The 1,014-nt window shown below is 60.7% G+C and carries 1 protein-coding gene; it reads left to right on the top strand.

The features are described from left to right. On the top strand, nt 1–1,014 hold a 1,014-nt coding region (locus BGE01nite_RS28800), incomplete at both ends, for a HAMP domain-containing protein (protein ID WP_170267149.1).

Below are 1,014 nucleotides of genomic sequence, written 5' to 3'. Positions count from 1 at the left end.
CGTGGCTCGTGAAGTGGGCACGGAAGGCAAGCTCGGCGGCCAGGCGCAGGTGCCCGGTGTGGCCGGAACCTGGAAGGACCTCACAGACAACGTGAACTTCATGGCCTCCAACCTCACCGGCCAGGTGCGAAACATCGCTGAAGTGACCACCGCTGTGGCCAATGGAGACCTTTCCAAGAAGATCACCGTGGACGTGAAGGGTGAGATCTTGGAGCTCAAGAATACCATCAACACCATGGTGGACCAGCTCAACGGCTTCGCCTCCGAAGTGACTCGTGTGGCTCGTGAAGTGGGTACGGAGGGCGAGCTCGGTGGTCAGGCCGAGGTGCGCGGTGTGGCCGGAACCTGGAAGGACCTCACCGACTCCGTGAACGCCATGGCCACGAACCTCACCTCGCAGGTGCGAAACATCGCGGACGTGACCACGGCCGTGGCGAATGGAGACTTGAGCCGCAAGATCACCGTGGAAGTGAAGGGTGAAATTTTGGAGCTCAAAAACACCATCAACACCATGGTGGACCAGCTCAACGGCTTCGCCGGAGAAGTGAGCCGCGTGGCCCGTGAAGTGGGCACCGAAGGCAAGCTCGGCGGTCAGGCCGTTGTGTTTGGTGTGGCGGGCACGTGGAAGGATCTCACGGACAACGTGAACTCCATGGCCTCCAACCTCACCGGCCAGGTGCGTAACATCGCAGACGTGGCCACTGCTGTGGCCAATGGTGACCTTTCCAAGAAGATCACCGTGGACGTGAAGGGCGAGATTCTGGAGCTCAAAAACACGCTCAACACCATGGTGGACCAGCTCAATGGTTTCGCCTCAGAAGTGACTCGCGTGGCTCGTGAAGTGGGCACGGAAGGCAAGCTCGGTGGCCAGGCGCAGGTGGGTGGTGTGGCCGGAACGTGGAAGGACCTAACCGATAGTGTGAACTCCATGGCCTCCAACCTCACCGGTCAGGTGCGTAACATCGCGGACGTGACCACCGCTGTGGCGCGAGGTGACTTGAGCCGCAAGATCAC

This window comes from Prosthecobacter gellanilyticus (assembly GCF_007992435.1).
Classification (GTDB): Bacteria; Verrucomicrobiota; Verrucomicrobiia; order Verrucomicrobiales; family Verrucomicrobiaceae; genus Prosthecobacter; species Prosthecobacter gellanilyticus.
Note: the sequence above shows the minus strand (reverse complement) of the source record. Positions and strands in the feature narration are given on the sequence as shown.